Origin of the sequence: Methylobacterium sp. Leaf465 (assembly GCF_001424705.1) — a bacterium.
Lineage (GTDB): Bacteria > Pseudomonadota > Alphaproteobacteria > Rhizobiales > Beijerinckiaceae > Methylobacterium.
Map to the genome: position 1 here is coordinate 121555 of NZ_LMRA01000047.1, position 23445 is coordinate 144999.

General features: G+C 72.7%; 23 protein-coding genes. 8 read left to right on the forward strand and 15 right to left on the reverse strand.

Annotated elements, in window-relative coordinates; genetic code table 11:
* Nucleotides 1-661 precede the first annotated feature (661 nt).
* The 5 genes from ASG51_RS21460 to ASG51_RS21480 all read right to left on the reverse strand — a co-directional run bounded on the left by ASG51_RS21460 (nt 662) and on the right by ASG51_RS21480 (nt 5295).
* Nucleotides 662-1255, reverse strand: a complete 594-nt coding sequence (locus ASG51_RS21460; protein ID WP_056382933.1) for a pyridoxamine 5'-phosphate oxidase family protein — start codon at nt 1253-1255, stop codon at nt 662-664.
* A 2-nt stretch (nt 1256-1257) separates the two neighbouring features.
* Nucleotides 1258-1590, reverse strand: a complete 333-nt coding sequence (locus ASG51_RS21465; RefSeq protein ID WP_056222010.1) for a lipid-A-disaccharide synthase N-terminal domain-containing protein — start codon at nt 1588-1590, stop codon at nt 1258-1260.
* Nucleotides 1591-1593: 3 nt separating this feature from the next.
* Entirely contained in the window at nt 1594-2319 is a 726-nt protein-coding gene (locus tag ASG51_RS21470) for a glycosyltransferase (protein WP_056222008.1), read from the reverse strand.
* A 21-nt stretch (nt 2320-2340) separates the two neighbouring features.
* A complete protein-coding gene (locus ASG51_RS21475) occupies nt 2341-4095 on the reverse strand; it encodes a glycosyltransferase family 39 protein (RefSeq protein WP_056222005.1) in 1755 nt (584 codons plus the stop codon).
* 123 nt (nt 4096-4218) lie between these two features.
* Nucleotides 4219-5295, reverse strand: a complete 1077-nt coding sequence (locus ASG51_RS21480) for a helix-turn-helix domain-containing protein (RefSeq protein WP_244480221.1) — start codon at nt 5293-5295, stop codon at nt 4219-4221.
* 106 nt (nt 5296-5401) lie between these two features.
* Here ASG51_RS21480 and ASG51_RS21485 point away from each other — a divergent pair, with 106 nt between their 5' ends.
* The 5 genes from ASG51_RS21485 (at nt 5402) to ASG51_RS21505 (ending at nt 11010) form a co-directional block, all read left to right on the forward strand.
* Complete coding sequence (locus ASG51_RS21485; protein ID WP_056382936.1) at nt 5402-6109, forward strand: DJ-1/PfpI family protein; 708 nt, start codon at nt 5402-5404, stop codon at nt 6107-6109.
* Between the two features lie 115 nt (nt 6110-6224).
* Entirely contained in the window at nt 6225-7544 is a 1320-nt protein-coding gene (locus tag ASG51_RS21490; protein WP_056221996.1) for an O-antigen ligase, read from the forward strand.
* Nucleotides 7541-8686: an acyltransferase gene (locus ASG51_RS21495; protein WP_056382939.1), complete on the forward strand. Its 1146-nt coding sequence runs from the start codon at nt 7541-7543 to the stop codon at nt 8684-8686. Before ASG51_RS21490 ends, ASG51_RS21495 begins: the two co-directional genes overlap by 4 nt.
* Nucleotides 8687-8830: 144 nt before the next feature.
* Entirely contained in the window at nt 8831-9130 is a 300-nt protein-coding gene (locus ASG51_RS21500) for a hypothetical protein (protein WP_056383013.1), read from the forward strand.
* A gap of 119 nt (nt 9131-9249) precedes the next feature.
* Complete coding sequence (locus ASG51_RS21505) at nt 9250-11010, forward strand: methanol/ethanol family PQQ-dependent dehydrogenase (protein ID WP_056382940.1); 1761 nt, start codon at nt 9250-9252, stop codon at nt 11008-11010.
* A gap of 168 nt (nt 11011-11178) precedes the next feature.
* On the opposite strand, the gene ASG51_RS21510 is transcribed toward ASG51_RS21505, so the two are convergent.
* Nucleotides 11179-11754 carry a hypothetical protein gene (locus ASG51_RS21510; protein ID WP_056382942.1) on the reverse strand — a complete coding sequence of 192 codons (576 nt, stop codon included), beginning with the start codon at nt 11752-11754 and terminating at the stop codon, nt 11179-11181.
* Nucleotides 11755-11880: 126 nt separating this feature from the next.
* Nucleotides 11881-12987 carry a replication protein RepA gene (locus ASG51_RS21515; RefSeq protein ID WP_056274967.1) on the reverse strand — a complete coding sequence of 369 codons (1107 nt, stop codon included), beginning with the start codon at nt 12985-12987 and terminating at the stop codon, nt 11881-11883.
* Between the two features lie 653 nt (nt 12988-13640).
* On the opposite strand from ASG51_RS21515, the gene mazG reads away from it, so the two are divergent.
* On the forward strand, nt 13641-14450 hold the full coding sequence (gene mazG / locus ASG51_RS21520) for a nucleoside triphosphate pyrophosphohydrolase (protein ID WP_277996217.1): 810 nt from the start codon (nt 13641-13643) through the stop codon (nt 14448-14450).
* A 35-nt stretch (nt 14451-14485) separates the two neighbouring features.
* Here mazG and ASG51_RS21525 read toward each other — a convergent pair whose 3' ends face one another.
* From ASG51_RS21525 to pabB, 4 genes are read right to left on the reverse strand one after another with little or no spacing between them, the layout of a single operon-like run.
* Nucleotides 14486-14887: a DoxX family protein gene (locus ASG51_RS21525; protein WP_056382944.1), complete on the reverse strand. Its 402-nt coding sequence runs from the start codon at nt 14885-14887 to the stop codon at nt 14486-14488.
* 13 nt (nt 14888-14900) lie between these two features.
* Complete coding sequence (locus ASG51_RS21530; RefSeq protein WP_056382946.1) at nt 14901-15734, reverse strand: aminotransferase class IV; 834 nt, start codon at nt 15732-15734, stop codon at nt 14901-14903.
* On the reverse strand, nt 15721-16341 hold the full coding sequence (locus tag ASG51_RS21535; RefSeq protein WP_056274973.1) for an aminodeoxychorismate/anthranilate synthase component II: 621 nt from the start codon (nt 16339-16341) through the stop codon (nt 15721-15723). Before ASG51_RS21535 ends, ASG51_RS21530 begins: the two co-directional genes overlap by 14 nt.
* The gene (gene pabB / locus ASG51_RS21540) at nt 16338-17732 is read right to left on the reverse strand and encodes an aminodeoxychorismate synthase component I (protein WP_056274975.1); all 1395 of its coding nucleotides are present in this window, start codon (nt 17730-17732) and stop codon (nt 16338-16340) included. The genes ASG51_RS21535 and pabB overlap by 4 nt, the downstream gene beginning before the upstream one ends.
* Before the next feature lie 271 nt (nt 17733-18003).
* Here pabB and rimO point away from each other — a divergent pair, with 271 nt between their 5' ends.
* The gene (rimO, locus tag ASG51_RS21545) at nt 18004-19347 is read left to right on the forward strand and encodes a 30S ribosomal protein S12 methylthiotransferase RimO (protein WP_056349731.1); all 1344 of its coding nucleotides are present in this window, start codon (nt 18004-18006) and stop codon (nt 19345-19347) included.
* A gap of 76 nt (nt 19348-19423) precedes the next feature.
* On the opposite strand, the gene ASG51_RS23700 is transcribed toward rimO, so the two are convergent.
* Genes ASG51_RS23700 through ASG51_RS21555 form a run of 3 tightly spaced genes read right to left on the reverse strand, consistent with a single transcriptional unit; the run spans nt 19424 to nt 21326 of the window.
* The gene (locus tag ASG51_RS23700; RefSeq protein WP_082514176.1) at nt 19424-19609 is read right to left on the reverse strand and encodes a DUF3606 domain-containing protein; all 186 of its coding nucleotides are present in this window, start codon (nt 19607-19609) and stop codon (nt 19424-19426) included.
* Nucleotides 19610-19660: 51 nt separating this feature from the next.
* Nucleotides 19661-20323, reverse strand: a complete 663-nt coding sequence (gene pncA / locus ASG51_RS21550) for a bifunctional nicotinamidase/pyrazinamidase (protein WP_056382948.1) — start codon at nt 20321-20323, stop codon at nt 19661-19663.
* A gap of 28 nt (nt 20324-20351) precedes the next feature.
* Complete coding sequence (locus ASG51_RS21555) at nt 20352-21326, reverse strand: quinone oxidoreductase (RefSeq protein WP_056221959.1); 975 nt, start codon at nt 21324-21326, stop codon at nt 20352-20354.
* Between the two features lie 320 nt (nt 21327-21646).
* Here ASG51_RS21555 and ASG51_RS21560 point away from each other — a divergent pair, with 320 nt between their 5' ends.
* Complete coding sequence (locus tag ASG51_RS21560) at nt 21647-21871, forward strand: hypothetical protein (protein WP_056221957.1); 225 nt, start codon at nt 21647-21649, stop codon at nt 21869-21871.
* Between the two features lie 48 nt (nt 21872-21919).
* Here the strand turns inward: ASG51_RS21560 and ASG51_RS21565 are convergent, their stop codons facing one another.
* Complete coding sequence (locus tag ASG51_RS21565) at nt 21920-23311, reverse strand: GntP family permease (protein ID WP_056349727.1); 1392 nt, start codon at nt 23309-23311, stop codon at nt 21920-21922.
* Between the last annotated feature and the right edge of the window lie 134 nt (nt 23312-23445).

Here is a 23445-nt window from a genome sequence, read left to right on the forward strand (position 1 = left end):
GGCACGACGAAGCCGCAACGGGTTTCTCCGGTCCGGCGCCGGCGGCCCCACCGCCGCCACCGAAAAACATTGACAATATTCCTATTGTGTGGTTCAGTCCGGGCACTCGCCTCCCACGCGGGAGGCCCCCCGGCGGACCGGGCCGGGGGGCTCGGGGGGAGGAGACGGCGCCCCGCGTCGATGGCCCGGTTTCGCCATCGCCCCGGGCCGCATCGGCGACGCAAGGCGTCTCGGACGGGAAGGCCGCAGGGCTGCAAGGCCGCACGGCTGCACCCGGTCCCCTGAGGCGCACCGAGAGAGCGGACGGCCCGCCCACTACGAGGCGGGCTCGGGGCCACGCGCCCTGATCAGACGGCCGCCGGACCGCACCGCCCGCCAGGGCGGCGGATCCGGAGGGGGGCTGCCACAAGCCGGGTCGCCGGTGCCGAGAAGACGTCGTGACGAAACGGATCGGCCCCGCGAGGGGCCGGGCCGAGGGACGCCGGGGGACCGGCATACCTGTTTCCAAAACGTGGTCTCGCGGCGTCCCGCGTCTCCCGTTTCGCCGGGCGTTCGTTCCGCCCGGTCTCCTTGGGTCATCCCCCGCGCCGGCCCCGGCGGCGGGGCCGCGTCCCCGTGGCCGGGCCCGCTCAACGCCCGGCGGCTCGGCGGCGGCGCGCCTTCAGGGCGCCAGCCAGACCCCGCGCCAGCCGTCGGCCCGCGCCCAGGCGGCCCGGCGGTGGCCGCGCCGGTCGAGGTAGAGGAATTCGAGGCGGGCGAGCGTGACCACCACGGCGCAGAAGTTCGGTCGGCCGAGGGTCAGGGCCGTCTCGGGGTCCGGCAGGGTGTAGGCATCGCCCGCGGGCAGGCGCGCGCCGGGGGCGGGGTCGGCGCCGTAGCAGACCCGGCTCATGGCCATCGACCCGGCCCAGGCCGCGTCGGCGAGCGCGTCGTCGCCGTGGAGCGTCGCGGGGCCCGACGCCCGGATCTGGATCTTGGCGGCGGAATCGTAGCCGTGCAGGGCCGCATGCCCGGAGGCCGCGATCTCGGAGGCCTTGTCCGAGCGGCGGTCGCAGTGGAAGCGCAAGGCGCCGGCCACCGGGTCGGCGTGCCGCAGCACCACGGTGCGCACCTGCGGGTACCCCTGCGCGTCGACGGTGGCCAGCGCCGGCATGTGGAAGGCGTTGCGGCGGAAGCGCGGCCCCTCGACCAGCAGGCGCCAGACCTCGGCGAGGGCCGCGTCCAGGTCGTCATGGAAGGGCGGCAGCGGGTCCATGGTCAGGGCGCCGCCCGGGCGGCGCGGCGCTCGCGCAGGATCAGGGCGACGTTGCGCAGGTAGATGAAGGTCGACAGCGCCTGCCCGAAGATGATCACCGGCTCGCGCCGCACGAGGCCGTAGACCAGGGTCATCAGGCCGCCCGCGATGGAGAGGAACCAGAAGGCGAGCGGCATCACGCTCTTGCCCGCCCGCTCGGAGGCGAGCCACTGCACCACGAAGCGGGCGCCGAACACCGCCTGGGCCAGGATGCCGAAGACCAGCCAGGCATCGAAGCGGGTGACGAAGACGTCGTAGACGTAGCCGCGCACGTCCTCGGCGAGCTGGATCAGCATGGCTCAGGCTCCCGTCACGTCCGTGACCCGCGGCGTCACGCGCTTGCGCCGGATCAGCCACCACACCCCGGCCAGGTCGAGGAGCCCGACCCAGAGGCGGTCGAACAGGCCGTATTTCGAGGTGCCGGTGAAGCGGGGCCGGTCGACCACGTCCCGGTGGACCACGCCGAAGCCCTCGCGGGCGACCAGCGCCGGCATGAAGCGGTGCTGCCCGTCGAAGAACGGGAGCGTCCCGTAGACGTCCCGGCGCACGAGCTTGTAGCCGCAGCCGGTGTCGCGGGTGGCGTCCTTCAGGATGCGCACCCGGACCCCGTTGGCGATGCGCGACTGGAGGCTCTTCAGCCGCCCGTCCTTGCGCCCGACGCGCTGGCCCTGGGCGAGGCCGACCCGCGCGCCGCCCGCCTCGATGGCCTCGAGCAGGGGCGCCAGGAAGGCCGGGTCGTTCTGGCCGTCGCCGTCCATCAGGGCGCAGACCGGCGCCCGCGCCACCGCGATGCCGCTGCGGATGCCGGCCGCCTTGCCGGCGGTGCGGTCGTGGGCGAGCACCCGCAGCCAGGGCCGTCCGCTCTGGGCCGCCCGCAGGGCCTCGGCGGTGCCGTCGGTGGAGCCGTCATCGACGTAGATCACCTCGAAGGGCGCCAGGGGCGCGCAGGCGGTCTCGAGTTCGGCGACGAGGCTCGCGATGTTGCCGGCCTCGTCCTTCACCGGGATGATCACGGAGAGGCGCATGGAGGTTCGATCCGAGGGAGGTCAGGGCGTCGCCGCGTAGGCCGAGAGGTCGACCCGGCGTCCGCCGTTGATGTTGAAGCCCGAGACGGTGCCGACCCGGTTGGGCGCCAGCCCGGCGGCCTTGACGGCGGCGTCGAACTCGCTCGCGAACCGGCCCTCGACGTAGACGAGGCGGCAGGCGTCCCCCCTGAGCGAACCGTCGCCCTTCAGGAAGTCGGCGGCCTCCGTGCCGGTGCCGAGCATGGCGAGGTCGGTGCCGATCAGGAAGACGAAGCTCGGCTCGCGGTAGCCGAGGCTGGCGACGCGGGGATGCGGGCAGGGCAAGGCATCGCGGATCGCCGCGAGGCGGGGCGAGACCTTGAGGGCGGCCATCACCGGCTGGGTGAGGCCGAACACGGCCGGCGAGAGCAGCATCGACGCCAGGACGCCGAGGCCGAGGGCGCGCTCGGGCAGGCCGCGGGCGAAGGCGCGCCAGGCCAGGGCGGCGACGGCGCTGGCGCCGAGCAGCAGGGGCAGCCCGGCCCAGGGCAGGGTCCGGTCGTAGGCGAAGGCGAAGGCCGAGAGGCCGAGGGTGAGGCCGACGGGGATCAGCACCACGAGCCCGGCGGTGAGGCGCGCGCCCCGGCGCTCGGGGTGCAGGGCGCCGGCGGCCAGCGCCCGCACGGTGAGGATGGCGATGGCCGGCATCAGCGGCAGCACGTAGTGGGGCAGCTTGGTCGGCACGATCTCGAACAGGATCCAGGTCGGCACGATCCAGGCGAGGAGGAAGGCGATGGCGGGCTCGCGCCGGTAGCCCCAGGCGAAGGGGGCGCTGAGCGCCGCGAAGGCGGCACCCGGCCAGAAGGTGCCGAAGAACGCCACCAGGTAGGCGCCGGGCGGGGCGAAGTGCTTCTCCGAGCCGCCCTGGACCTTGCTCAGCATGTCGTGGCCCACCGCCTCCCCGTAGAAGGCGCCGCCGCTCTTCCAGGTGATGGCCGCGAACCAGGGCGCCACGATCAGCAGGGTCAGCGGCAGGCCGAGGCCGGGCCGCAGGGCGCCGAGCCAGCGGCCGGAGCGCCACCGCAGCGAGAGGATCAGGGCCGGCAGGCCGCAGAACAGCGGCACCATCGGGCCCTTGATCAGGATGCCGAGGGCGAGGCCGAGCCAGAAGGTCAGCACCGTGGCGGTGTCGAGGGGGCCCTCGACGCGATGCCCCTCCGCGCGGTCGCGCCGGAGCCAGGCCCGGGCGAGGCCGCCGAAGGTCGCCACGGCGCAGGCGCAGAGCAGCGCGTCGGTCTTGGCCAGGCGCGCCTCGGCCGAGAGCACGACGCAGGCCCCGAACAGGGCGGCGGCGAGGACGGCGCCCCGCCGGGGCAGGAAGACCAGGGCCGACCAGTAGGTGAGGAGCACCGCCCCGATGGCGCCCAGCAGGGACGGGATGCGGTAGAGGCCGATGGTGGTGCGGGCGTTCGGCACGCCGAGCGCCTCGGCGGCGCCGACCACGGCGGCCTGGGCCCAGTAGATGCCCACGGGCTTCTTGTGCCGCGCCTCGGCCTGGAAGCGGATGTCGACGAGATCGCCGGTCTCCAGCATCTGCTTGGAGGCCTGGGCGAAGCGCGGCTCGTCCCGGTCCATGGGCTGGAGCGAGACGATCCCGGGCAGGAAGCAGACGAGGCAGAGGGCCACCAGGAGGGCGCAGGCCCGGGCATGGCTCCGGGCCGCGGCGGACAGGAGGCTGTCCGGGAACGCGAAGGCGTCCCCACGGGCCGGGCGGGGCACGGTGGCGCGGTCGGTCATGCGGGCGGATGGGCCGTCAGGGGGGACATACGCGGCTCCGGACCGGCACCCGACCCGGGAATCCGGTCGCTGATTCCGGTCGATGCCGCGAGGCCGGCGGTGTCGATGATGCGGCCGGGAATGTCAAATCTCCGGTTCCGCGGGGTCGCCGGCCGCCGCGCCCGGCCCCCCCGCCCCGGCCGCGCGGAACCGCTGGCGGCAGACGCCAGGCGCCACCGCCCCGTGGCGGAGGAAGCTGCGCCGCAGGGTCTCCTCGGAGCCGAAGCCGCAGCGCGCGGCGATGCGCTTCACCGGCAGCGCGGTCTCGGCCAGGAGCCGCCGGGCCGCCTCGACCCGCTGGCGCTCCAGGGCGCGGGCGGGGGTCAGCCCCGTGGCCGCCCGGTAGTGGCGGGCGAAGCCGCGCGGGCTCATGCCGGCCATCTCGGCCAGGCGCGGCACGGTGAGGTCCTCGGCGAGATGATCGGCGATCCAGGCCTGGAGGGCCTCGAAGCGGGCGCCGCCCGCCCCGGGCGACAGGACCTGCTGCGACAGGACGGTGCTGAACTGGGCCTGGCCGCCCGGGCGCTTGAGGAAGACGACGAGGTGGCGGGCGACCGCCAGCGCCGCGGCCCGGCCGAGATCGGCCTCCACCAGGGCCAGCGCCAGGTCGATGCCCGCCGTCACCCCGGCGGAGGTCCAGACCGCGCCGTCCCGGATGAAGATCGGATCCGGCTCGACCCGGGCCTCCGGATGGCGCCGCGCGAGCGCGTCGCAGCGGGTCCAGTGGGTCACGGCCCGGCGCCCGTCGAGGAGGCCGGCCGCCCCGAGCAGGAAGGCGCCGGTACAGACGGAGGCCACCCGCCGGGCGCGGGGTGCCCGGGCGGCGACCCAGGCGGGCAGCCCGTCCGCGATCGCCCCGTCGACGCCGCGCCCGCCGGCGACCACGAGGGTGTCCACGGGGGCCTCCGCCGCCGGCAGCGGCTCCGTCGCGAGGCCGAGCCCGGCGGAGCTCCGGACCACGCCGCCGCCCGCCGCCGCCACCCGCAGGGCATAGGGCGCCGGGGCCTCGCCCGCGAGATCGTTCGCCGTGGCGAACACTTGAAGCGGCCCCGACACGTCGAGGAGCTGCACCCCCGGGAAGGCGAGGATCTCGATGCGGCGGGGTTCGTGGCGCGAGACTTCGTGGCGCGAGACTTCGTGGCGCAAGACTTCGTGGCGCAAGGGTTCGTCCGCGGTGCGATCTGGCAGGAAACGAGGCCTCTTGGTCATGTCGGCCGGAGCCTGCGGGGTTAGGGTCGTCCTGTCCAGACAGCCGGAGACAGTCCCGATGCCCCTCACGATCGGCCTTCTCGCCTTCCCCGACGTCCAGCAGCTCGACCTGACCGCGCCCTACGAGGTCTTCGTCGGGATTCCGGAGGCGCGGGTCCACCTCGTGGCCGCCGACCGGGCGCCGGTGACGAGTTCCACCGGCCTCGTGCTCGCCCCGACGCTGGCCATGGCCGACTGCCCGCAGCTCGACGTGCTCTGCGTGCCCGGCGGCCTCGGGGTGAACCGGCTGATGCGGGATGCGGCGGTCCTGGCCTTCCTGCGCGACCAGGCGGAGGGCGCCCGCTACGTCACCTCCGTCTGCACCGGGGCCCTGGTGCTCGGGGCGGCCGGACTCCTGCGGGGCCGGCGCGCCACCACCCACTGGGCCAGCCTCGACCTCCTGGCGGCCTTCGGGGCGATCCCGGTCGCCGAGCGGGTGGTGCGCGACGGCACCCTCCTCACGGGGGGCGGCGTCACCGCCGGGATCGACTTCGCCCTGACCCTGGCGGCCGAGCTCGCCGGACGGCCGGCGGCGGAGGCGATCCAGCTCGGCCTCGAATACGCGCCCGCCCCGCCCTTCGCCGCCGGCACGCCCGCCGGCGCCGACCCCGCCGTGCTGGCGGCGGTGCGGGGGCGCCTCGCCGCCGGCCGGGCCGAGCGGGAGCGCATCGTGGGCGCGATCACCGGGGCGACCGACATCGTCCCCTGGGGGCCGGCCGGGCCGTGAGGCGGGCCCGCCGGTCCTTTGCGCGTTCTTAAACGTATTCTGCGCGCCTAGCGGGCGGCACCGGCGGATCTAGAGTGCGCAAGACCTTGCCGGCCCTCGAGCGCGGGAGTGGACCATGACGACGGGCATCGCCACCGGCGCGGGCGCGACGCGGCGGGCGGACCTCCCCGATGCCCTGCGCATCGGGGCGATGGGCGCGATCCTGCTCTTCATCCTGATCGGGGCTGATCCCTTCCTCGACGGGACGGCGGCGGAGAACGCCGCCTCGCGGGCCGGCGGCAACCTCGTCAACCAGGGGCTGTTCCTGGTCATGGCGGGCATCGCGGCGGCGGCGCTGGCCTGGCGCGGGCGGGAGGCCCTGCGCCCCCTGGCCACCCTGCCGATCCTGGCGATGCTGGCCTGGATCGGCGTCTCCACCGCCCTCTCGATCGAACCCGCGGTCTCGGCGCGGCGCCTCGTCTCCCTCGTCATCATGTTCGGCGGGGTGGTGAGCGTGCTGGTGCTCGCCCGCGACGCGCGCCAGTTCGCCCAGGTCCTCGGCGGCACCGTCCTCCTCGTGCTGGCGACCTGCTACCTCGGCCTCGTGCTGGTGCCCGAGCGCGCCATGCACACCGCCCTCGACCTGATCGAGCCCGAGCACGCGGGCAGCTGGCGCGGCGTCTTCGCCCACAAGAACGGCGCCGGCGCGGCCATGAGCCTGTTCATCATCGTCGGGCTGTTCTGGGCCGGGATGGGCCAGCGCCTCCTGGGCTACGCGGTCGTGGGGCTGGCGGGGGTGTTCCTCGTCTTCACCAACGCCAAGACCTCCCTGGTCATGACCCCGGCGGTGCTCGGCCTGACCTGGGCCTGCACCCTCTCGGCCTCGGGCACCTGGCGCCGCCTGATCCTCCTCGGCCCCCTGGCGCTGCTGCTCCTGCTCACCGTGGGCTCGGTCCTGTCGCCCAGCCTCGGCGCCCTGGTGGCGGGCCTGGCCGCCGACCCGACCTATACCGGCCGCACGGAGATCTGGCGCTTCGCCCTCGACAACATCGCCAAGAAGCCGCTCACCGGCTTCGGCTACGGCGCCTTCTGGGAAAGCGTGTTCTACGGCGGCGGCGGCGAGGCCACGACCTGGGTCAACCGCGCCACCGACGCCCATGACGGCTACCTCAACACCGCCCTGGAAAGCGGCCTGCCGGGCCTCGCCCTCACGGTGTGGTGGATGGTGCTGGCCCCCCTCTCCGACCTCCAGGCCCAAAGCCGGTCCGGGGCCGGCCCCGCCCTCGACCCCCTGCGGCTGCTCTTCCTGCGGATCTGGCTGTTCGGCCTGATGGTGGGCGTCTTCGAGTCGGTGTTCTACCAGGCCACCAACGCGCTGTTCTTCCTCGTCGCCCTCTCGGTCTTCGGCCTGCGCTTCGGCGCCGCCGGGCGGGTGGTCGCGGAGGCCCCGCGATGAGCGCCCATCCCCCTGTGACGCCGCTGCCGGCGCTCACCGCCCTGCGCTTCGTGGCCGCCGCCTACGTAGTGGCGTTCCACTACGCGACCTTCTTCTTCGCGGAGGCGGCGATCCCCGGGGCGGTGCGCCTCGGCTATTCCGGGGTGACCTTCTTCTTCCTGCTCTCGGGCTTCATCCTGGCCTACACCTACCGGGACGTGGACCTGACCGACCGCGCCGCTCGCGCGCGCTTCGCCTGGGCCCGGGTGGCGCGGGTCTACCCGGTCTACCTGGCCTGCCTCGTCCTCGCCCTGCCCTGGTTCGTCGCCTGGGTGGCGAAGTCCCCCCCGCCCCTGCAGGGGCTGATGGCCGCGAGCGCGGTGCTGGCGCCGCTGGGCCTGCACGCCTGGGTGCCGGGGGCCGCCTGCGCCCTCGACTGCCCGAGCTGGTCGATCTCGGTGGAGGTGGTCTTCTACGCCCTGTTTCCCCTCCTGCTGCCCCTGGCGCGCGGGGCGCCCGGCCGCACCGCGCGGCTGACCCTCGCCGCGTGGATCGTCCTGACCGCCGGGGCCGCCCTCGCCTTCGCGCGCTACGCCCCCGGCGTCTCGCTCATCGATCCGGAGGCGGGGGGCGCCGGCCCGGTGCTGCTGGCCCAGGCCATCAAGTACAACCCCCTGCTGCGCCTGCCGGAATTCGTGGCCGGGCTCCTCCTCTACGGGGCCTGGACCCGGTGGCGCCTGCCCACGCCCGCCCTCCTCGCCCTGGCGGCCCTGGCGGGCCTCGCGCTGGTGGCGGGGGCGCCCCACCTGCCCGCGGTGCTGCTCCACAACGGCCTGACGGCCCTGGCCTGGGCGCCCCTGATCCTGGCCGGCGCCCAGCTCCGCAGCGGCCCCCTGGTGAGGCCCGGCTTCGTCTTCCTCGGCCGGATCTCCTTCGCCCTCTACCTCATCCACGTCCCAGCCTACGCCCTGGTCAACAGCCTCGACCGGATCGCCCTCGGGGGCCGCCTCGCCGCCGCGCCCTGGCTCGGGGCGGGGCTCGCCGCCGCCCTGGCCCTCGCCCTCAGTGTCCTCCTGCACCGGGGCCTCGAGGAGCCGATGCGCCGGCGCATCCTCCGCCGGGCCGCGCGCCCGCCGGCCGCCGGACCCGTCGCCGCGGGCTGAAACGCACCCTGTCAGGGAGCGTTCAGCCGTCGCCCGGCAGGATCAGCGTCGTCCGGCCTCCGGGAGGCCGGACGGTCGGGAACGACAAAGGTCACACCAGCAGAAGGTCATGGTTTCATGTCCGTGAAATCGCTGTTTCGCACGATGCTCGCCCGCACGGCGCTGGCCGCGTCGCTCGGCGTCGCGGGTGCCGTCGGCTTCGCCGCCGCCGCCGAGGCGGCGCCCCTCGCCCCGGCCCCCGCCGGGACGCTGGCGGGGGCCGCCGCCGAAACCGTCGCCTATGGCTGCGGTCCCGGCTTCATCCCGAACCGGTTCGGCTATTGCCGGCCGATGTACCGCCCCTACGGCGACTATCGCCCGCGGCCGTTCTACGGCCCCCGTCCCTTCTACGGACCGCGCTACGGCGACTACCGCCCGCGCCCGCCCTTCGGGCCCTACTTCTAGGATCGGGTCTCTCCGGGAGGGATCGGGCGGCCGCGCACCGCCCGGTCCCTTCGCTTCGGCGCCCGGCTGTGGCACGGGGAGGGGAAGCGACCGTCTCCGCCCCCGCAACCGGGAGTCCCATGCGCGCCATCCCCCTGCTCGCCCTGCTGGCGAGCGTCCTCCCGGGTCCCGCCGCGGCCCAGATGGTGCTGCCCACGGTCGACGCGGCCAACACCCGCTATTCGGATCTCGACCGGATCACCGCCGCCAATGTCGGCCGGCTCCGGGTGGCCTGGACCTACTCCACCGGGATCCTGCGCGGCCACGAGGGTGCGCCCCTGGTGGTCGACGGGGTGATGTACGTCCACACCCCCTTCCCCAACACCGTCACGGCCCTCGATCTCGACCACGACGGCCGCATCCTCTGGCGCTACGAACCGAAGCAGGACCCGGCCGTGATGGCCCTCCTGTGCTGCGACACGGTCCACCGGGGCCTCGCCTACGCGGACGGCGCCCTCTTCCTGCAGCAGGCCGACACCACCCTGGTCTCCCTCGACGCGAAGACCGGACGGGTGAACTGGTCGGTCCGCAACGGCGACCCGGCCCGGGGCGAGACCAACACCGCCGCCGTGCTGCCGGTGAAGGGCAAGGTTTTGGTGGGCCTCTCGGGCGGCGAGTTCGGGGTCCAGTGCCACGTCACCGCCTACGACGCGAAGACCGGCGGCCGGCTCTGGCGCGCCACCGCCACGGGCACCGACGAACAGATGCGGGTCGACCCCGCGCGCACGACGTCGCTCGGCAAGCCCATCGGCCGGGATTCCTCCCTGAAGACCTGGGAGGGCGACCAGTGGAAGACCGGCGGCGGCTGCGCCTGGGGCTGGTTCGCCTACGACGCAGCCCTCGACCTCGTCTATTACGGCACCGGCAATCCCTCGACCTGGAACCCGGCGCAGCGCCCCGGCGACAACCGCTGGGCGGCGTCGATCGTGGCCCGCGACCCCGACACCGGCATCGCCCGCTGGCTCTACCAGATGACGCCCCACGACCAGTGGGACTACGACGGCGTCAACGAGATGATCCTGACCGATGCGGCGGTCGGCGGCGTCCCCCGCCCGCTCCTCACCCATTTCGACCGCAACGGCTTCGGCTACACCCTGGACCGCGCCACCGGCGAACTCCTGGTGGCGCAGAAGTTCGACCGCTCCGTGAACTGGGCGACCCATGTGGACCTCGACCGGGCCTCGCCGGGCTACGGGCGCCCGGTGCTCGACCCGCGCCATGCGCCGGAATCCTCGGGCGAGGACGAGACCACCACGGGCATCTGCCCCGGCGCCATCGGGGCCAAGAACCAGCAGCCGGCGGCCTACTCGCCCCGGACCCGGCTGTTCTACGTGCCGACCAACCACATCTGCATGGATTACGAGCCGTTCCGGGTCTCCTACACCCCCGGCCTGCCCTATGTCGGCGCCACCGTGAGCCTGCACCCGGCACCCGACGATCCCCGCACCGGAACCCTGACCGCCTGGGACGGGGTCGCGGGGGCGATCCGCTGGACGATTCCCGAGCCGTTCTCGGTCTGGTCCGGCGTGCTCGCCACCGCCGGGGACGTGGTGTTCTACGGGACCCTCGAGGGCTATCTCAAAGCCGTCGACGCGCGGGACGGCCACGAGCTCTACCGCTTCAAGACGCCCTCGGGCATCGTCGGCAACGTCACCACCTACCTGCACGAGGGCCGGCAATACGTCGCCGTGCTCTCCGGCGTCGGCGGCTGGGCCGGGATCGGCCTCGCGGCCGGCCTCACCGACCCGAACGACGGCGCCGGCGCGGTCGGCGGCTACGCCGCGCTGGCGCGCTACACCGCGCTCGGCGGCCAGCTCACCGTGTTCGCCCTGCTCGAATGATCCTCTGCTGTGGCGCGTGATCGCATGGGCGGAGCGTCGCGCCGGAAGCCCGCTCGCAGCCCCCTGATCCCGGGGCCGCGCAGCGGAACCGGGGATCAGGGAGGGCCGGATGTCAACGCCGCCGTCTCGGGACGGAACGCTTCCGGCGCGCCGGACCGGCGGCGCGGGTCAGCCCAGCTCGTCATCCTCCTCGGACGGGGCGTAGACCGCCTCGCCGAGGCGCTTCAGCGGGCCGCCCGGTCCCGAGCGCTTCCACAGGCGGGTATTGAGGGCCGCCACGGGATCGTGGCCGGGAAGCGCGAAGCCGAGGGCGGTGAGGCCCTGCCAGATCTCGCCGGCATGGAGGGGCCGGCCGGCCTCGTGCAGCAGGTTCACGGCCGCAGCGACGAGCGCGCGCCCGTGCCGGCGCGCCGCCACGAGATCCTCGCCGGCGCGCGCGGGCTCGGCCTGTCCGGGACCCGAGATCTGCCCTGGCACGACGCCGTGTCCTGAGACGAAATCCCGTCCTGGCACGAAGACCGGCTCCGGAAGCGAGGCCGGCTCCGCCGCGGGCGGGCGGGCGGGCGCGTCCCAGGCGCCGGGCGGGGGAGTCTCCGCCTCGGCGGCCGGCGCCGGGCCGATCGGCCGCAGGCGGCGGCCGAGCTCGAGGTAGAGCTGGTGGTCGGCGATGGCCCGGTCGAGCTCGTCGCGGCGACGCCGCAAATCCCGCAGGGCCGCTTCCGCCTCGGCTTCGGACAGGAACATCGAATCCCCTTGGAATATTCCGCGGGCAGCGAAGCGACCCAGAATTCCAACCATTATTCCCTATTTGCGGATGGGGAACAACCCGTGTTCCTTCCTTTATTCCATTCCGTTAAGGGAACATGTGGCTCAGCCCGACGCGGCGGCCTTGCGCGGCAGCTTGGCCCCGCGCGGCGGGATCAGCAGGGCGCTCGGGTCGGCGGGCTGGAGCAGCATGCCGCCGTCGTCGAGGCGGATCGGCAGTTTCGGAAAGACCTCCTGCAGGTGGGCGAGATCCGCCTTGAAGGCCTGGCGGAAGCTGCGGATGCTGGCGTTGTCGGCGCCGAACTGCTTGTGCAGGTTGTCCCAGGTAAGGCGCAGGGGCCGTTGTAGGGCGCGCAGGCGGTATCCGACCCAGAACAGCAGGTCGAGCTTGCGCGCCGAGCCCGAGAAGGCCCGGGCCGCCCGGATGTCCACCGGCAGGGCGTGCTGGATCAGGTTGTCGTAGAAATCCTGGTGGAACTGGACGCTCTTCTGCCAGACCACCCCGTCGGCCCCCTGGGGCAGCCACAGGTCGAGCTGGCGGAAGGGCGGCACGTTGAGGGTGCTGGCGCTGCCCGCCCCGTCCCAGAGACCGATCTGCAGGGTGCAGGCGGCGAGCCGCGCGAGCTGCTCCTTGAACTGCCGGATGGTGCCGCGCTCGCCGCCGGTGACGGCGAATCCCATCTCCTTCATGAAGCCCGACAGGCTGTCGGCCACCGCGATCGTCGGGCTGCGCTGGCGCACCGCCTCGGTGCAGAGGTGCAGCAGCACGAGGCGGGCCTTGGGACCGTAGGGCAGGCCCTGGAACTCCATCTCGCCGGTGGCGGGGTTCTTCAGCCGTCCGGCCAGCAGGCTGAGGGAATTCCGCCCGTATTCGCGGAAGAATTCGCGCGCGTCGCCGGGGTCGCGATAGGGCAGGCCGCAGAGGGCCAGCACCGAGTGGATGTGCTGCAGGTTCTCCGGGCCCGTGGGCTCGGTCTCGATGACTTCGCGGATGGCGTCCCGGCGTCGCTGGTCGCGGCCCATGGCCTGGCGCCGGCCGGCCACGGCGCCGCGGGCGGCGGCCTCCGCGTCCCGGGCCCGCTGCCGATGCAGGATGGTCTCCGCGATGGTGGCGAATAGGAAGCTGCCCCGGGCCGCCTCCACCTCGGCGAGGAGGTCGGCGTCGCGGATGCCCGCCAATGTGTCCTCGATCCCCACGCGCCCCCGCCCCATGCTCCCGGCGGCGCCCCTCGGGCAGCCCGAGAAGACCCGCCCGGGGATCGACATCCCCGGACCCCGCCGCGGGGCGACCATGCCCGATTCCCCGCCGCGGAGTCTCGCCGGCCCAGGCCGAAGACCGGCGTCATCCCGGCTATCCACCGGCCGGGACGGGGAAAACCGACGCCGGTGGACGGGCCGGATCCGGCCGGCGCGCGCCGACGCAGAGTTCGATACGGGGCCGGATTCGGCACAATCCCCAGAGTTCACCGCTGCGACCGCCGATCCACGCCGAACCCAATACGCAGGCACGCAGAATCCCATGCGCCGGCCGGGTTCGGACACGCAGAGTTCGATGCTGACCCGCGCAGAGTTCGATACGGACTTGCGCAGAGTTCGATGCGCGAACACCCGCCAAACCCCTGCAGCGGAACGGCTTTCGACGCCCCCATATAACTCTCAGAAATGACTCTCTGAGAATCCCTTACTGATACCTTTCCTAAGGGCGCGGGAACCGTTCGGAAGAACGAACACCCCACCGACCAAGGCTTTTTCATGGGAATTTTCCAGAGGAAGCCACCGCTTCTCCCGCCTCCATCCCCAGCCTCACGGGTTGGCCCGCGATCCGCTAAGGGAAGCGGATCGAGGCATGACGCGGAGGCGATGGAGTGAGGATCGAGGATCTGCTGGCGCTGATGGCGCAGCTGCGCGACCCGGAGACCGGCTGCGCCTGGGACGTGGCGCAGGATTTCTCCAGCATCGCCCCCTACACGGTGGAGGAAGCCTACGAGGTCGCCGACGCCATCGCGCGCGGCGACACCGACGACCTGCGCGACGAGCTCGGCGACCTGCTGCTCCAGGTGGTGTTCCACGCGCGCATCGCCGAGGAGGCCGGGCTGTTCGCGTTCCCGGACGTGGTCCGGGCGGTGATGGAGAAGATGGTCCGGCGCCACCCACATGTGTTCGCGCCGGACGGAACCCTGCTGCCGACGGGCTCGCCCCGGCGCGATCCCGCGGCGGTGGCGCGGCAATGGGAGGCGATCAAGGCGGAGGAACGCCGGGCCAAGCCGCCGCGGGAGACCGGCCCGCTCGCCGGCATTCCGCTGCCCCTCCCCGCCCTGACCCGCGCCCACAAGCTCTCCGCCAAGGCCGCGACCTACGGCTTCGACTGGACCGATCCAGCCCAGGTGGTGCTGAAGGTGCGCGAGGAGATCGACGAGGTCGCGGACGCCATGGCCCACGGCACCCGGGCGGCGGTGGCGGAGGAACTCGGCGACCTCCTGTTCTCGGTGGCCAACCTCGCCCGCCACCTTGGGATCGATCCGGAATATTCCTTACGAGAAGGGAATATGAAGTTCGAGCGCCGCTTCACCGCCATGGCTGCGACCCTCGTCGCGGAGGGGTGCGACCTGGCCGACAGCGATCTCGACGCGATGGAGGCGGCCTGGGCGGCGGTCAAGGTCGCGGAGAAGGGCTGACGCCGTGGGCTCCGCCGAAGGGCGGGCCCTGGGGCTCAGGCCGGGCGCCGGCCGAACGGCCAGTCGACGACCCCGCCGGCATAGAGGGCCCACCAGACGAAGACCGGCTGAAACGCCAGCCGGGGGCCGTGGTACCACCAGCTGTCGGGCAGGCCCGGCACGACGATGCCCTCCAGGGCGTGCTTGAGGTTGGCCGGGAAGACGCAGACCGCGTAGAAGGCGAGCCCGATCCCGGCCCAGCGCCGGGTCGGGCCCCAGGCGAGGCCGAGCACCCCGGCGAGCTCGCACAGGCCGGTGACGATCACGGTGAGGCGGGGCTCCGGCACCCAGTCCGGCATGATCGGCAGGAAGGCGTCGGGGGCGGCGAGGTGCACGATCCCGATGAAGCCGTAGGCCGCCATCAGGGGCAGGCGCCACCAGAAGCGCGGCGTCCTCATGGATCGGGCGCCCTCATGGCGCGAAGGCGTCGCGCAGGTCGGCGATGAGCGCCGCCACCACGGGGTGGTCGGCGCTCGCGAAGGCGGTCTCGCCGATCGCCGTCACGGGGGCGAGGCCCCGCAGGGAATTGGTCACGAACACCGCGTCGGCGCGCAGGAGTTCGTCGAGGCCGACGCTGCGTTCGGCGACGGGCAGGCCGAGGCGCGAAGCGCATCCCGACAGAATCTCGCCGCGCAGGATGCCCGGCAGGACGCCGTCCGACAGGGGCGGGGTGACGAGGGTGGCGTCGACCACCGCGAACAGGTTGGCCGTGCCGGCGCAGGCGACGTGCCCGCGCGTGTTGCGGAACAGGGCCTCGTCGAAGCCGGCGGCCCGGGCCGCGCCGGCGGCCAGCACCGCGTCGAGGTAACCCAGCGTCTTCAGGCTCGCGGCTGGCGAGGTCTCGTTGCGGCGGATCTCCGTGGGGTGGAGGGTCAGGGGCGCGAAGGCCAGGGCGTCGCCTACCGGGGCGGCGCTCGCCCACAGCACCGGCCGGGGCGCGGCCGGGGGGCCGAGCCCGCGCGGGCCGGAGCCCCGGGTCACGGTGGTGCGGATCGCCGCCAGGGGATGCACCCGGCCCGCCGCTTCGGCGAGCTCCCGCATCGCCTCGGCGATGCGCTCCGGCGCCACGGGAAAGCCCAGCGTCGCGGTGGCGGCCGCCAGGCGGTCCACGTGCGCGGCCTCGAACAGGATGCGGCCATGGCGGGCGAGGGCCGTGTCGAACACCCCGTCCCCGAGGGTCAGGCCCCGGTCGCCGAGGTCGAAGGGCACCGGCCCCTCGGTGAGGCCGCCGTCAAACCACAGCATCGGTCTGGGCCGGCAGGGCGTGGTCGGCGCGCCAGTCGCGGGCCAGTCGCAGGAAATTGGCGAAGATGGCGTGCCCGTTCTCGGTGAGCACCGATTCCGGGTGGAACTGCACGCCCCAGGTCGGGTGGGTCCGGTGCGACAGGGCCATCACCTCCCCTTCCGTCGAGACCGCGTCGATGCTGAGCCGGTCGGCCATGCCGGCCTCCGGCGCCACGATCAGCGAGTGGTAGCGCCCGACCTGCATCGGGTCGGGCAGGCCGGCGAAGAGCCCGGCCCCGTCGTGCCGGATCGGCGTCGCCTGCCCGTGCAGGGGGCGCCCGGCGCGCGCCACCCGGCCGCCGAAGGCCGCCCCGATGGCCTGGTGGCCGAGGCAGACGCCGAGCAGCGGCACCGCCCCGGAGAGCGCCCGGATGGCGGGCAGCGAGATGCCGGCCTCCGCCGGGGTGCAGGGGCCGGGCGAGATCACGATCGCTTCGGGCGCCAGGGCGCGGATGCCGGCGACGTCGAGGGCGTCGTTGCGCACCACCCGGACGGTCTCGCCCAGTTCCTCGAAGTAGCGCACCACGTTGAAGACGAAGCTGTCGTAGTTGTCGATGACGAGGATCACGGCGCCCTCCCCGCCTCAGGTTCGAAGGCCTGGAACACCCGCGCGGCCTTGGTCAGGGTCTCCTCGTATTCAGGGCCCGGCTCGGACAGCAGGGTGATGCCGCCGCCGGCCTGGAGCACGGCCGTGCGGTCGTTCATGAACACCGTCCGGATGGCGATGGCGGTGTCGAGGTCGCCGGTGAAGCCGAGGGCGCCGATGGCGCCGCAATAGAGTTCGCGCGCGTCGCTCTCGATCTCCGTGATGATGTCCATGGCGCGCAGCTTCGGTGCGCCGGTGATCGAGCCGCCCGGGAAGGTGGCGGCGATCAGGTCGAGGGCGTCCATGTCGGCTTTCAGGGTTCCGGTGACCACCGACACGAGATGGTGGACCGAGGCGTAGGATTCGAGGCCGCACAGCACCGGCACCCGCACGCTGTGGGGCTCGCAGATGCGCGAGAGGTCGTTGCGCAGGAGGTCGACGATCATGATGTTCTCGGCCCGCTCCTTGGCGTTGGCCTGCAGCGCCTCGCCCAGGCGCGCGTCGGCGGCCGCATCGGCCACGCGCCGCACCGTGCCCTTGATCGGCCGGGTCTCGATCGCCCGCCCGCTGAGCTTGAGGAAGCGCTCGGGGCTGCTGGAGGCGACCCGCAGGTCCTCGAAGTCGAGATAGGCGCCGAAGGTCGCCGGGTTGGTGGCGCGCAGGCGCCGATAGAGGGCGAACGGATCGAAGCCTTCCGGCAGGTCGGCTTCGAAGCGCTGGGCGATGTTGGCCTGGTAGATGTCGCCGGCGCGGATGTAGTCGCGCACCCGCTCCACGGCCGCCTCGTAGCCGGCGCGGGTGAAGTTCGAGCGCCAGGCCAGCGGCCCCTGCGCCGCCGGCTCGGGGCTCGGATGCGCGCCTTCCAGCAGGCGGGTGAACTGCGTCAGCCGGGCCCGGGCGCGGGCCTCGCGCGCGGCGGGGTCGGTCTCGGGAAAGCCCGTGGCGAGAAGGCGGCAGCGCCCGGTCGCGTGGTCGAGGCTCAGCACCGTGTCGTAGAGGTTGAAGGCGATGTCGTCGCAGAGGCCCGCCCGCCGGGCCGGGGGCGCCACCCGCTCCAGGGCGGCGCCGAAATCGTAGGCGACGTAGCCGATCGCGCCGCCCGCGAAGGCCGGGCCATCGGGGTCCCGCGCCGTGCGGTAGGGGGCGAGGCAGGCGCGCAGCGCCTCCAGGCCGGAGCCCGGGACGGGACGCCCATCCAGGGTGGCCTGGCCATTGCGAAACCGGAAGCGCCCGAACGGGTCCGCCGCCAGGGTCGAGGTCCGCCCCAGGGTGTCGTGGTGCATGGCGCTGTCGAGGAAGGCGAGCCCCGGCAGGGCGGCCAGGGCCTCGGCCGCCGCGACGGGCTCGACGAACGGGATGTCAGCAATCCACATGACGACTCGAAGGTTTTGGGGCGGCGACGGACCGACGATCCCGGTGTGCCGAAGCATTGGGGGCCGACGCATCCGTCGTGGCCTGCGGTATCATGCACAGGTGGCATGCGCGATGCCGTGGCAAAAGCGCGATCCGCGCATGGCTCGGACCCGCCCGGCTCGCTTGGGCGCGCGAATCCCGTTATAGGGCTGTCAACCTCTTTGTCCCGCCCTCCCCCGAGTCCACGGCCGATCCGGTTCTTCCGCAGCCGGTCCGGCCCGACGAGCATCCATGACCGCATCCCCCCTGCCGCCGGCCCCCGCCAAGGCGGCGCCGAAAATCTCCTTCGTCTCCCTCGGCTGCCCGAAGGCGCTGGTGGATTCCGAGCGCATCCTCACGCACCTGCGGGCGGAGGGCTACGAGCTCGCCCGGCGGCATGACGGCGCGGACGTCGTCATCGTCAACACCTGCGGCTTCCTCGATTCGGCCAAGGCCGAGTCGCTCTCGGCCATCGGCGAGGCCATGGCGGAGAACGGCCGCGTCATCGTGACCGGCTGCATGGGCGCCCAGCCCGACGAGATCCGCGAGAAGTATCCGAACCTGCTCGCGGTCACCGGGCCGCAGGCCTACGAATCGGTGGTGGCGGCGGTGCACGCGGCGGTGCCTCCGGCCCACGACCCGTTCCTCGACCTCGTGCCGCCGCAGGGGGTGAAGCTCACCCCGCGCCACTACGCCTACCTGAAGATTTCCGAGGGCTGCAACAACCGCTGCACCTTCTGCATCATCCCCTCCCTGCGCGGCGATCTCGTCAGCCGGCCGGCCGGCGACGTGCTGCGCGAGGCCGAGAAGCTGGTGAAGGCCGGCGTCAAGGAACTGCTGGTGGTCTCGCAGGACACCTCCGCCTACGGGGTCGACATCCGCTACGCGGAGAGCCCCTGGCGCGACCGCGCGGTACGGGCGAAGTTCTACGACCTCGCCGCCGAACTCGGCGAACTGGGGGCCTGGGTGCGGATGCACTACGTCTACCCCTACCCGCACGTGGACGAGGTCATTCCGCTGATGGCCGAGGGCAAGATCCTGCCCTACCTCGACATGCCGCTTCAGCACGCGAGCCCGTCCGTGCTCAAGCGCATGCGCCGGCCCGGCAACCAGGAGCGCCAGCTCGAGCGCATCCGGCGCTGGCGCGAGATCTGCCCCGATCTCGCCATCCGCTCGACCTTCATCGTCGGCTTCCCCGGCGAGACCGAGGCCGAGTTCGAGGAGCTGCTGACCTGGATTCGCGAAGCCAAGCTCGAGCGCGTCGGCTGCTTCGAGTTCGAGCCGGTGGCCGGCGCCGTGGCCAACGGCCTCGGGGACCTCGTCCCGCCGGAGGTCAAGGCCGAGCGCAAGCGCCGCTTCATGGAGGCGCAGCAGGCCGTTTCCGCCCGCCTGCAGAAGGCCCGCATCGGCAAGCGCCTGCCCGTCATCATCGACGCGGCCGACGGCACCGTCGCCAAGGGCCGCTCGAAATACGACGCCCCCGAGATCGACGGGAACGTCCACGTCACGGCGCGCCGGCCCCTGCGGGTGGGCGACATCGTCACCGTGAAGATCGAGCGCGCGGACGCCTACGATCTCTACGGGAGCGCGGTGTAGATCGGTGTCCGGATTTCCGAGCCGTCGTTTGGATGGAAAGGGGCCGTAGGCCCCTTTCCCCTTTTTCGTCCCGACTTCAAGGATACGGTTTTCCGAGATGTCTCGCGACATCCTTCGCCATCACGCCGACAGCCTTAACCGCAGCAAGCAGCTGAGCTTCCGTCACACCGAACTTTTCGCCCCACGCTTTGACTTCCCACGGCTCGTTCACGTTGATGCGGCGCTGGTCAGGCAAGCCGCGCTTCGTAAGATCATCAGACATAAATATTACCTCAGGTTTACGAATGGAATTTTGTTAACCTGAGGTGTGATTTCAAGGGGCTGTGTGCCCTTCGCCATGGAATCCCGGGCCCACGATCCTTTGGCTCGTGATCCGCCCGACCCCGGCCGCCGCCATCTCGGTCCAGGCCTGCGCCAGCGAGCCGTCCCGGTCGATGCCCCGCACGGCGTCCGCGACCACCAGGGCCTCGAAGCCGGCCGCCCGCGCGTCGCGGGCGCTCCAGGCCACGCAGTAATCCGTGGCGAGGCCGCACAGGACCACCCGGGTGAAGCCGCGCTCACGCAGGTAGCCGGCCAGCCCCGTGGGCGTGCGGCGGTCCGCCTCCAGGAAGGCCGAATAGCTGTCGACCCCCGGGTGGTGGCCCTTGCGGATCACCAGTTCGGCGCGGTCCGCCGCAAGGCCGGGGGCGAGGGCGGCCCCGGCGCTGCCCTGCACGCAATGCTCCGGCCACAGCACCTGCGGGCCATAGGCGAGCGGCACGGTGTCGGAGGGCGCCCGGCCGGGATGGCTCGTCGCGAAGGAGACGTGCCCCGGCGGGTGCCAGTCCTGCGTCAGCACCGCGTGCGGGAACAGGCCGAGGAGGCGGTTCGCCGGCGCGACCACGGCGTCGCCGTCCGGCACGGCAAGGGCCCCCCCGGGCAAGAAGTCCACCTGCACGTCGATGACGAGGAGGACGTCCCGGGCTCCCGGGATCACGCGATCCTCCGATCCCGGGACGACCGGATCACGGGATCATCACCGTGGCGCCGGTGGTCTTGCGGGCGGCGAGATCCCGGTGGACCTGCTGCGCGTCGGCGAGCCGGGCCGTGCTGTGGACCGGGATCTTCACCGCGCCGCTCGCCACCACCGAGAACAGGTTCTTGGCCATGGCGTCGAGGGTCTCCCGCTTGCTCGCATGGGCGAAGAGCGAGGGGCGGGTGGCGTAGAGCGAGCCCTTCTGGCCCAGCAGCGCCAGGCTGAAATCGTCCACCGGGCCGGAGGCCGAGCCGAAGCTGACGAACAGGCCCAGCGGGCTGATGCAGTCGAGGGAGGCCGGGAAGGTGTCCTTGCCGACGCCGTCATAGACCACCGGCACGCCCTTGCCGCCCGTGATCTCCCGGACGCGGGCCGAAAAATCCTCGTCGCGATAGAGGATGACGTGGTCGCAGCCGTTGGCGCGGGCGAGCTCCGCCTTCTCCGCCGAGCCGACGGTGCCGATCACCGTGGCGCCGAGGTGCTTGGCCCATTGGCAGGCGATGAGGCCGACGCCCCCGGCGGCGGCGTGGAACAGGATGGTGTCGCCCGGCTTCACCGCGTAGGTCCGGTGCAGCAGGTACTCGGCGGTGAGGCCCTTCAGCATCATCGCGGCGGCGGTCTTGTCGTCGATGTCGTCGGCGAGGTGCACGGCGGCGCTCGCCTCGATCACCGCCTCCTCCGCATAGGTGCTCGCGGCCGAGCCGTAGGCGACCCGCTCGCCGACCCGGAAGCCGGTGACGCCTTCGCCGAGCGCCACGATCACGCCGGCGCCCTCCTTGCCGGGGGTGAAGGGCAGCTGCGGCGCCTTGTAGGCGCCCGAGCGGAAGTAGATGTCGATGAAGTTGACGCCGATGGCGGTCTGCCGGACGTGGATCTGGCCGGGGCCCGGGGCCGGCAGCGTCACGTCCTCGTAGCGCATCACCTCGGGGCCGCCGTACGCGTGAACCTGGATCGCCTTCGGCATCGTGTCGTTCCTCAGTGTGGGTCTTCGGTGTAGGTCTGGGGCGGGACGGGTGCGGGGCCACCGGCCGCGATGATCTGCGCCATAGACGGTCCCGGTATGCCGGCAATGGTGCAGGTTCTCATCCCGCTCCCGCCAGCCCATGTGCGCTGGCGCACCGGATCGGACTCCCGCAGCTCTCCGATTGCGTCCACGGCGGCCGCGTGATTAACGCAGGTTAACCGGCCCCCGTCCCGCGAGTCGTTCCCGGCTCCGGCGCCGGGATGCGGCCGTCCCGGTCCCGCCGGGAGGGCGCGGCACGACCATGACGATGGATCGGCTGAATGGATGAGATCGTGTGGATACGTCCTGCCGGGTACGACCCCGCCGTCCAGCCGGGCACGATCCTGCGCCCGGAGGCGGGACTGCCGGAATTCCAGGTGCTGGCCCGCCGGCCCGTGGTGATGATGTTCCATGCCGGTCCGGCCTGGGACATCCGGCCCTTCACGCAGCTCACCCTACGGCTCGTCGAACCGGAGGAACCGCCGCTCCGCGCCGGATCCGGTTGATCCCTTCGGCACGGACGAATCCGGGCTTCGCCCAGGCACAGCGCCAGCTCACACGATGCCGGTGAGATAGTAGACCCCGATCACCAGGAACACCGCCCCGGTCTTCAGGAGCGTGATGGCGAAGACGTCGGCATAGGCCTGCCGGTGGGTCAGGCCCGTCACCGACAGCAGGGTGATGACCGCGCCGTTGTGGGGCAGGGTGTCCATGCCGCCGCTCGCCATGGCGGCGACCCGGTGCAGCACCTCCATGGGGATGTGGGCGGCCTGCGCGGCCGCGATGAAGGTGGAGGACATGGCCGCCAGCGCGATGCTCATGCCGCCCGACGCCGAGCCGGTGATGCCGGCCAGCGCCGTCACCGTCACGGCCTCGTTGACCAGGGGGTTCGGGATCGCCGAGAGGGCGTCGCGGATGACGAGGAAGCCCGGAAGGGCCGCGATGACCGCGCCGAAGCCGTATTCGGAGGCGGTGTTCATCGCCGCCAGCAGCGAGCCCGCCACCGCCGCGCGGCTGCCCTCCGCGAAGCCCTGCGAGACCGGGCGCCAGGCGAAGACCAGCACCGTGAGGATGCCGGCGAGCAGCGCTAGCTCCACCGCCCAGATCGCGGTCACGGACGAGACCGCGGTGACGATGGGCTTGTCGAGGCCGGCGAGGGCCGTCTCGGCCTTCGCGCCGTAGAGGCGTGGGATCAGGGCCGTGAAGGCGAGGTTCGCCACCCCCACCACTATCAGCGGCAGGAGGGCGATGGCCGGATGCGCGCGGGACGCCGCGTCCATCACCTGCGGTTCGTTGCTGTGGCCGGTGCCGTAGCCCTCGCCCCGGCGCCTGGCCGCGGCGATGCGCCGGTCGAGATAGGCGACGCCGACCCCCAGGATGAAGGCCGCGCCGATCAGCCCGAGCCAGGGGGCGGCCCAGGTGTTGGTGCCGAAGAAGGTGGTGGGAATGATGTTCTGGATCTGCGGCGTCCCGGGCAGCGCGTCCATCGTGTAGGAGAAGGCCCCGAGCGCGATGGTGCCGGGGATCAGGCGCTTGGGGATGTCGCTGAGGCGGAAGGCCTCCGCCGCGAAGGGATAGACCGCGAACACCACCACGAAGAGCGAGACGCCCCCGTAGGTGAGCAGGTTGCACACCAGCACGATGGAGAGCACGGCCCGCCGGGTGCCCACGAGCGCGATCACGGCGGTCACGATGGAGCGGGAGAAGCCCGACATCTCGATGACCTTGCCGAATACCGCGCCGAGCAGGAACACCGGGAAGTACAGCTTCACGAAGCCGACCATCTTCTCCATGAACAGGCCGGAGAAGACCGGCAGCACCGCCGACGGATCGGTGAGGAGCACTGCCAGCAGGGCCGCCACCGGTGCGAACAGGATGACGGAAAAGCCCCGATAGGCGACGAGCATCAGGAAGCCGAGCGCCAGCAGCGCGATGAACAGGCTCATGATCGGGGTGGGCCTCCGGGTCGCCGAGGGTCGCGGCCTTGCGCCGGATGGTACAAGCCCCGCCCCTGCGGCACCATCGCGGCCTTGACCGGCGCGGTGACACGCCTCTGTAAGCGTCAGGTTCTTTCGGTCGG

Excerpts from the sequence above, each read along its gene's own strand:
- ASG51_RS21460 (WP_056382933.1), bottom strand. The coding sequence starts at position 1,255 with ATGGACCCGCTGCCGCCCTTCCATGACGACCTGGACGCGGCCCTCGCC.
- ASG51_RS21465 (WP_056222010.1), bottom strand. The coding sequence starts at position 1,590 with ATGCTGATCCAGCTCGCCGAGGACGTGCGCGGCTACGTCTACGACGTC.
- ASG51_RS21470 (WP_056222008.1), bottom strand. The coding sequence starts at position 2,319 with ATGCGCCTCTCCGTGATCATCCCGGTGAAGGACGAGGCCGGCAACATC.
- ASG51_RS21475 (WP_056222005.1), bottom strand. The coding sequence starts at position 4,095 with ATGACCGACCGCGCCACCGTGCCCCGCCCGGCCCGTGGGGACGCCTTC.
- ASG51_RS21485 (WP_056382936.1), top strand. The coding sequence starts at position 5,402 with ATGCCCCTCACGATCGGCCTTCTCGCCTTCCCCGACGTCCAGCAGCTC.
- ASG51_RS21490 (WP_056221996.1), top strand. The coding sequence starts at position 6,225 with ATGACGACGGGCATCGCCACCGGCGCGGGCGCGACGCGGCGGGCGGAC.
- ASG51_RS21495 (WP_056382939.1), top strand. The coding sequence starts at position 7,541 with ATGAGCGCCCATCCCCCTGTGACGCCGCTGCCGGCGCTCACCGCCCTG.
- ASG51_RS21500 (WP_056383013.1), top strand. The coding sequence starts at position 8,831 with ATGCTCGCCCGCACGGCGCTGGCCGCGTCGCTCGGCGTCGCGGGTGCC.
- ASG51_RS21505 (WP_056382940.1), top strand. The coding sequence starts at position 9,250 with ATGCGCGCCATCCCCCTGCTCGCCCTGCTGGCGAGCGTCCTCCCGGGT.
- ASG51_RS21510 (WP_056382942.1), bottom strand. The coding sequence starts at position 11,754 with ATGTTCCTGTCCGAAGCCGAGGCGGAAGCGGCCCTGCGGGATTTGCGG.
- ASG51_RS21515 (WP_056274967.1), bottom strand. The coding sequence starts at position 12,987 with ATGGGGCGGGGGCGCGTGGGGATCGAGGACACATTGGCGGGCATCCGC.
- ASG51_RS21525 (WP_056382944.1), bottom strand. The coding sequence starts at position 14,887 with ATGAGGACGCCGCGCTTCTGGTGGCGCCTGCCCCTGATGGCGGCCTAC.
- ASG51_RS21530 (WP_056382946.1), bottom strand. The coding sequence starts at position 15,734 with ATGCTGTGGTTTGACGGCGGCCTCACCGAGGGGCCGGTGCCCTTCGAC.
- pabB (WP_056274975.1), bottom strand. The coding sequence starts at position 17,732 with ATGTGGATTGCTGACATCCCGTTCGTCGAGCCCGTCGCGGCGGCCGAG.
- rimO (WP_056349731.1), top strand. The coding sequence starts at position 18,004 with ATGACCGCATCCCCCCTGCCGCCGGCCCCCGCCAAGGCGGCGCCGAAA.
- ASG51_RS23700 (WP_082514176.1), bottom strand. The coding sequence starts at position 19,609 with ATGTCTGATGATCTTACGAAGCGCGGCTTGCCTGACCAGCGCCGCATC.
- ASG51_RS21555 (WP_056221959.1), bottom strand. The coding sequence starts at position 21,326 with ATGCCGAAGGCGATCCAGGTTCACGCGTACGGCGGCCCCGAGGTGATG.
- ASG51_RS21560 (WP_056221957.1), top strand. The coding sequence starts at position 21,647 with ATGGATGAGATCGTGTGGATACGTCCTGCCGGGTACGACCCCGCCGTC.
- ASG51_RS21565 (WP_056349727.1), bottom strand. The coding sequence starts at position 23,311 with ATGAGCCTGTTCATCGCGCTGCTGGCGCTCGGCTTCCTGATGCTCGTC.